The sequence below is a fragment of the Citrobacter sp. RHBSTW-00524 genome (assembly GCF_013747755.1).
Lineage (GTDB): Bacteria > Pseudomonadota > Gammaproteobacteria > Enterobacterales > Enterobacteriaceae > Citrobacter > Citrobacter braakii.
On sequence record NZ_CP056421.1, the window covers coordinates 5244156 to 5251041 of the forward strand.

Annotated in this window: 7 protein-coding genes; all 7 read right to left on the bottom strand. The window is 53.7% G+C overall.

Features of this window, described 5'->3' with window-relative positions; translation table 11 throughout:
- Window positions 1–102: 102 nt before the first annotated feature.
- Complete coding sequence (gene yidZ / locus HV229_RS25100; protein ID WP_016155073.1) at window positions 103–1062, bottom strand: HTH-type transcriptional regulator YidZ; 960 nt, start codon at window positions 1060–1062, stop codon at window positions 103–105.
- Window positions 1031–2212 (bottom strand): MFS transporter, encoded by a 1182-nt coding sequence (locus tag HV229_RS25105; protein ID WP_019078000.1) that lies wholly within the window; start codon window positions 2210–2212, stop codon window positions 1031–1033. The genes yidZ and HV229_RS25105 overlap by 32 nt, the downstream gene beginning before the upstream one ends.
- A gap of 180 nt (window positions 2213–2392) precedes the next feature.
- Window positions 2393–3757 carry a tRNA uridine-5-carboxymethylaminomethyl(34) synthesis GTPase MnmE gene (mnmE, locus tag HV229_RS25110; protein ID WP_016157817.1) on the bottom strand — a complete coding sequence of 455 codons (1365 nt, stop codon included), beginning with the start codon at window positions 3755–3757 and terminating at the stop codon, window positions 2393–2395.
- Window positions 3758–3892: 135 nt separating this feature from the next.
- Window positions 3893–5539 (bottom strand): membrane protein insertase YidC, encoded by a 1647-nt coding sequence (gene yidC, locus HV229_RS25115; protein ID WP_003023844.1) that lies wholly within the window; start codon window positions 5537–5539, stop codon window positions 3893–3895.
- A gap of 2 nt (window positions 5540–5541) precedes the next feature.
- Complete coding sequence (gene yidD / locus HV229_RS25120; RefSeq protein ID WP_003023846.1) at window positions 5542–5799, bottom strand: membrane protein insertion efficiency factor YidD; 258 nt, start codon at window positions 5797–5799, stop codon at window positions 5542–5544.
- Window positions 5763–6122: a ribonuclease P protein component gene (gene rnpA, locus HV229_RS25125; protein WP_003844432.1), complete on the bottom strand. Its 360-nt coding sequence runs from the start codon at window positions 6120–6122 to the stop codon at window positions 5763–5765. Before rnpA ends, yidD begins: the two co-directional genes overlap by 37 nt.
- Window positions 6123–6139: 17 nt before the next feature.
- Window positions 6140–6280 carry a 50S ribosomal protein L34 gene (gene rpmH, locus HV229_RS25130; RefSeq protein WP_003023858.1) on the bottom strand — a complete coding sequence of 47 codons (141 nt, stop codon included), beginning with the start codon at window positions 6278–6280 and terminating at the stop codon, window positions 6140–6142.
- Window positions 6281–6886: the final 606 nt, after the last annotated feature.

Sequence of the window (6886 nt, forward strand, 5' to 3'; positions counted from 1 at the left end):
GGCTTTGCTGCTCAAAAAGTAAGCTGAAATAGAATACATTACGCGATATTTACATTTCTGTTGCCAGAATAGTCGATTTAGCAACAAAGTGGCGGTGCAACGTCAGGACATATCGCGATAAAGCGCCTTGATGGTGTCTTTCAACCAGACGATCTTAGGATTATGACTGTTACGTTTGTGCCAAAGAAGGGTGAACGGTACGCGCATTTTTTCCAGCTGCGCGGCATCAAAAGGCATAGGACGCGCCACGAGCGGAAGCTGGTGGAGTTGGTTATAACGCTGGCAATAAACCGGAGCTGTGGCTATTAGCGCGTGATCCGGCTGGGCGGCCATAAACAGCGACTGCTCAAAACCGGGCAGACATAACGCAATATTGCGCGCGCGCCCCATCTCTTGCAGGACTTCATCCAGCGCCCAGGTATCGCTTTGCTCCCAGCTAATGCTGATGTGCGGATAGCGCAGAAATGTGTCCAGATTCCACTCTTCCTGCAATGCCGGATGATCTTCACGTAGCCAGACGCAGGGGAGATCGGAAAACAGCACTTCATGGTCGATCGACAACGGCAGCAAACTCAACAGTTCACGCGAACGCGGATGGCTTTCCCGGCCAGTAAAGCCGATATCCACCTCGCCGCGAATAATTGCATCCAGCGAATCATAGTCCCAGTTGCGTATTTTGATCGTCGCCTGGGGATAACGCTGATAGATCTGTCGGGAGAGCGCGTTAAACATGATCATCACCAGCGGCGTTTCGGCCACCAGATCAAACTTCAGCCCGCGCGGCGCTTCATGGTGTGGCTTATCCAGCAACTGGTTGCTCATCTGCATCCACTCTGCCAGATTCTGTTCCATGCTGACCATCAGCGGTGTGGGCGTTAGCCCCAGCGGGGTGTTTACAAACAGTGGATCGTCAAACCAGGCCCGCAGTTTCGACAGCGACTTGCTGACCGCCGACGGCGTGACGTTCATCCGTTTGGCAGTTTTGGTAACACTGCGTTCCTGCATCAACAGCTGCAGGCAGAGCAATAAATTAAGATCGAGACTGCTGAGGGATTTCTTCATGAGTTGGCGTGGACCGGTTAGGTGCAACTGTGATAATCAGCATGATACTCACTATGCTACAGCCAATCAGAATCCCGATCAGCATATTCAGCGCATCAAGACCGAGCACCGCCGCCAGCCATATCCACAGCGAGGAACCGCAAACCTGCGCAATACCTAACGCCGAGCTGGCAACGCCCGCACGCAGCGAGAAAGGTCCCAGCGCCTGGCTCATCGCGACACCGAAGCCGACCGAGAACCCGGCACAGATTAAGGTCAGCCCAAACAGCGTCACCATGTGCGTACTGGCAAGGGTTAACACCACGCCGGCAGACAGAAACAGCACTTGTGAGGTCAGCATCAGAACGCGAGGTTTAAACACGCTCAGGGCGAATGGCGTAGAGAACGAGACCGCCATACTGATGCCTGCGGTCATGGCCATCGTGGTGGCGTACTCACCACGGTCAAAGCCCATTACTTCCATCAACAGCACCGGCGAAGTATTCACGAAGGTCAGGATCACCGACACGCTGAGAGTGGTGATGGCCAGGCGGCTTAAGAAAAAACGGTTCACCAGCGATTCAGATAGGTGGTTCTTCTCTGCAGATGCCGGGAGCGTCGCTGGGCGCGATTCTCGCAGGATAAACACTGACAGCAGGCAAACGGCCACCCCCATACCGATCATCGTGTAGAACAGGCTCTGCCACGGGTATTTGAGCATAATCAGATGCCCCATCACCGGTGCCAGTACCGGCACGATACAGGTGATACCGTTCAACAGCGACAGTACCTTCGCCCGGCGGCGATCATCGAGCGTATCGCGCAGGATGGCGAAAGCCACCACATAGCAGCAGCCTGCGCCTACGCCCTGAATAAAGCGGCCTGTGAGAAACGGCGTACCGCTTTCGGCGAATGAACACAGCGCAGAGGCGAAAATAAAGATGAGGGCGCCGACAATAGCGACGGGTTTGCGTCCTGACTGGTCGGCAATTTTCCCGGCAAACAGCATCGCCGTCGCCATTCCCGCCAGATAAACCGAAAACGCGATATGCAGTTGCGCCTCGCTGGCCTGTAAATCGGCAGCAATACGGGGCAGCCCCACCAGATACATATCAATACCCGCGGGATAGAGTAACACCAGGGCGAAACTGCAGATTAGAAAGCGTGTCATAGCGACCTCATGAGGAATGTGGCGCTAAGCATACGGGCAGAGAGTCAACTGCACGAGTTGCCATTTGGACAACAGTGATTTCCATATGGGAAATTACTTGTAGCCGGATAGCCGCTTTGCTTTATCCGACTTACGGGTACTGTAGGCCCGGTAGGCATCGCACCACCGGGCAACAGAACGTTATTTGCCAATACAGAAGCTGGAGAAAATCCTTCCCAGCAGATCGTCGGAGGTAAATTCCCCGGTGATCTCACTGAGGTTCTGCTGCGCCAGACGTAGTTCCTCTGCCAGCAATTCTCCGGCCCATGCTCCGAGCAGTTGGGCTTTACCCTGCTCGAGATGCTCCGCCGCTTCTGCCAGCGCCTGCAGGTGACGACGGCGCGCCAGGAAGCCGCCTTCCATATTGGTTTCAAAGCCCATGCTCTGTTTGAGATGGTTACGCAGCACGTCAACGCCTTCACCGGTACGCGCGGATAGGCGAACCAGTGAGTGGCCATTTACTTCGCTAAGACCCAGCGTCTCACCGGTAATATCCGCTTTGTTACGCACCACGGTAATCGGCAGTTTGGCTGGCAGACGGGCAATAAAGTCTGGCCAGATGTCAGCCGGGTCCACGGCGTCGGTGGTGGTGCCATCAACCATAAACAGAACGCGGTCGGCCTGTTCAATTTCCTGCCACGCGCGTTCGATACCAATGCGTTCAACTTCATCGCTGGCATCGCGCAGACCGGCAGTGTCGATGATGTGCAGCGGCATACCGTCGATATGAATATGCTCACGCAGTACGTCGCGAGTCGTACCCGCAATGTCGGTCACAATGGCCGCCTCACGACCTGCCAGCGCGTTCAGTAGGCTTGATTTTCCGGCATTTGGGCGACCGGCAATGACCACCTTCATCCCTTCGCGCAGCAGGCTGCCCTGACGCGCTTCGGCACGAACAGCATCGAGATCGCTGATAACGTTGTTGAGCTGCGCTTCAATCTTGCCATCAGACAGGAAGTCGATTTCTTCATCCGGAAAGTCGATCGCCGCTTCCACGTAGATGCGCAGGTGAGTGAGCGCTTCCACAAGATGATTTACCCGTGCAGAAAATGCGCCCTGCAACGAGTTCAGCGCCGAGCGAGCGGCTTGCTCTGAGCTGGCATCGATCAGGTCGGCAATTGCCTCTGCCTGGGCCAGATCAAGCTTATCATTGAGAAACGCACGCTCGGAGAATTCACCCGGTCTGGCAATGCGCAGCCCGGGAATGATCAGAATACGTTTAAGCAGCAGATCGAGAATCACCGGACCGCCGTGGCCCTGAAGCTCTAAAACATCTTCACCGGTAAAGGAGTTCGGACCGGGGAACCACAGGGCAATTCCTTGATCCAGCGTGCTGCCATCCGCGTCTTTAAACGGCAGATAGTCGGCATAGCGCGGTTTTGGTAGTTTCCCCAGTACGGTTTCTGCAACCTCGCGCGCCTTCAGGCCGGAGATGCGCAGGATACCCACGCCACCACGTCCCGGTGGGGTGGCCTGAGCGACGATGGTGTCGTTATGGTTCATGATAGCTCTCTTGTAAATGTAAAAAAGGCGGTCTAATGACCGCCTTCTCTGGCATTAACTTTACCGTGAATACTCGAAATAATTCAAGTGCAGGAAGGCGGCAAGCAAATTCAGCCAACGCCCCTGCGACTAGTATCAGGAGTTTTTCTTCTCGCGGCTATGCAGGCCACGTTTCTCCAGACCACGGTAAATCAGCTGCTGCTGAATAATGGTTACCAGGTTGCTGACGATATAGTACAGCACCAGACCTGACGGGAACCACAGGAAGAACACGGTGAAGATGACCGGCATAAAGGTCATGATCTTCTGCTGCATCGGGTCGGTCACGGTGGTCGGAGACATCTTCTGAATGAAGAACATCGTCACGCCCATCAGGATCGGCAGGATGTAGTACGGGTCCTGTGCAGACAGGTCATGGATCCACAGAGCGAACGGCGCATGACGCAGTTCAATGGAGCCCATCAGCATGTAGTACAACGCCAGGAAGATTGGCATCTGGATGATCAGCGGGAAGCAGCCGCCCAGCGGGTTAACCTTCTCAGCTTTGTACAGGGCCATCATTTCCTGGCTCTGACGCTGTTTGTCATCGCCCAGACGCTCACGCATAGCCTGAATCTTCGGCTGCAGCATACGCATCTTCGCCATGGAGGTGTACTGCGCTTTGGTCAGCGGGTACATGATGCCACGAACGATAAAGGTGATAACGATGATGGAGAAGCCCCAGTTACCCAGGAAGCTATGGATCCACTTCAGCAGTTTGAACAGCGGCTGAGAGATGAACCACAACCAGCCGTAATCCACGGTCAGATCCAGGTGCGGTGCAACTGCCGCCATTTTATCCTGAATTTCCGGGCCGACCCACAGGGTGCTGGTCATCGCGCCAGTCTGGCCAGGCTGAACCAGTACCGGCTGTGATTTATAGCCGATAGCGGCAATGCCGTTACCCAGGTTAGCGGTATAGAAGTTGTTGGTGCCGTCGTTACGCGGAACCCATGCCGTTGCGAAATACTGTTGCAGCATTGCGACCCAGCCGTCTTTAGCATTGACGTTCAGGTTTTCGTTTTCAGCAATGGTGTCGAATTTGTATTTCTCATACTTCTCATCCGGCGTGGAGTACGCCGCGCCACGGAAGGTGTGCAGCGCAAAGTTGCTGCTACCAGTGTCGCGATGAGATGGCAGATTGATGGATTGCTTCAGCTGACCAAAGGTGGAGACTTCCAGCGGTTTTTCGCCGGCGTTCTGCACGCTGTAGTTAACGTTGACAGCATATTCACCGCGCTTGAGTACAAACGTTTTAGTGAATGTGTTACCCGCTGCGTCAGTATAGGTCATCGGGATCTGCAGTTCGTTCTGACCGTCAGCCAGTACAAACGCGTCTTTTTCGACGTTGTACAGCGGACGCGGGCCGTTAGCCGGGTTATCCGGGCCGTCACGACCTGTCAGGCCACTCTGTGCCTGGTAGATGAACTGTGGCGTGGTTTCCAGTAACTGGAACGGTTCGGTAGAACCGAGTTCTTTCGGGTAAGCTGGCAGTGAAGCCTGTTCCACATCACCACCACGGGTGTTGATGGTCAGATCAAGCACGTCAGTTTTAACCGTAATCAGTTTCCCCTGGCCACTGGCCGGTACGCCCTGGTCTGCGGCGCTACCCGCTGCGGTGGTCGTTGTCTGCGTGGTCTGTTGGGCCTGAGGTTGCGGGTTTTTATCCTGCTCCCAGGCTTGCCAGATCATGAAAGACACGAACAGCAAAGCGATGACTAAAAGATTGCGTTGCGAATCCATCGTTAGTGTTCTCTGGTATCAAATGGTCCGGGCGGGACGGGATCGTCACCACCAGGGTGTAAAGGGTGGCATTTTAATACGCGTTTCACCGTCAACCAACTGCCTTTTATCACTCCAAACCTGCGCAATGCCTCAATTCCGTAGCTCGAACAGGTTGGAGTGAAACGGCAATGCGGCCCAAGCAGCGGACTGATCAGGCGTTGATAGACCCGAATAAGGGCTATCAGGACCCGCGAGCCAGGCGACAATGGCGACGCCATAATTTTTCCAACGCTTCCGAGAGAGCACGGTTATCGAGGTCAGCAACCCCTTTTTTCGCCACCACCACGAAATCCATTGCTGGAAGTTCGTGCTGACGTAAACGAAAGCTTTCACGTGTCAGACGTTTAATCCGATTGCGTTCATGCGCGCGTTTAACGTTTTTCTTGGCGACGGTAAGACCGATACGGGGATGCCCCAGCGAATTCAGGCGGCCGAGGATGGTGATTTGCGGCGTGCCAGCCCGTTGTGGCTGCTGGAAGACGAATGTGAAATGAGTGGGAGTTAACAAACGTAACTCCCTGGGAAATGCGAGCTTAACCACTCAGGGGCTAGCTTTTATTACTTAGAAACGGTCAGACGAGAACGGCCTTTAGCACGACGACGTGCCAGAACCTGACGACCATTTTTATTAGCCATACGAGCACGGAAGCCGTGAGAACGGTTGCGCTTCAGTACAGACGGTTGAAAAGTGCGTTTCATGGCGATTTCTACCTAAACTTGAATAAATTCACTGACTTTTGCGTATACCCGAACGAATTTCGAACGACTTACGCCACAGTGTGGGTGATTAAAGAGGCCGGATTGTAATAATTGTACACTCCGGAGTCAATTCTCTTTCCTTATTTCCCGCTTTTTTCCGCATGGTTTCGCGTATAAAACAGGCAGCGTTGACGCCGTAAGGCGACCGTTACTCGCTGGGGGTAAGAATTATACGGGCTGGCGGATAAAGCGCAAGGATCGCTCGGGATCTTTATTAGATCGTTTAAGCAGTAAAGCATCTTTACTCATTAATTTTTTCAATATGCGCGCTAAAACCTGCAGCACTTCTCCAGGATCGTTTACACTTAGCCGATTCTGGATCATCCTGTGGATAAATCGGGAAGAATCTGTGAGAAACAGAAGATCTCTTTCTCAGTTTACGCTATGATCCGCGGTCCTGATCGTTTCAATGGATCCTGATCGGGTAAAAATTGCAGATAGCAATTCGCACGTCACCCTTTGCATAGGGTCTTGTCGATGTGCGTCAACAATCATGAATGTTTCAGCCTTTGTCATTTATCGACTTTTGTTCGAGTGGAGTCCGCC

What these genes read in the sequence shown, in the direction of transcription:
- yidC (WP_003023844.1), bottom strand. Translation starts at nt 5,539, where the DNA reads ATGGATTCGCAACGCAATCTTTTAGTCATCGCTTTGCTGTTCGTGTCT.
- yidZ (WP_016155073.1), bottom strand. Translation starts at nt 1,062, where the DNA reads ATGAAGAAATCCCTCAGCAGTCTCGATCTTAATTTATTGCTCTGCCTG.
- yidD (WP_003023846.1), bottom strand. Translation starts at nt 5,799, where the DNA reads ATGGCGTCGCCATTGTCGCCTGGCTCGCGGGTCCTGATAGCCCTTATT.
- HV229_RS25105 (WP_019078000.1), bottom strand. Translation starts at nt 2,212, where the DNA reads ATGACACGCTTTCTAATCTGCAGTTTCGCCCTGGTGTTACTCTATCCC.
- rpmH (WP_003023858.1), bottom strand. Translation starts at nt 6,280, where the DNA reads ATGAAACGCACTTTTCAACCGTCTGTACTGAAGCGCAACCGTTCTCAC.
- mnmE (WP_016157817.1), bottom strand. Translation starts at nt 3,757, where the DNA reads ATGAACCATAACGACACCATCGTCGCTCAGGCCACCCCACCGGGACGT.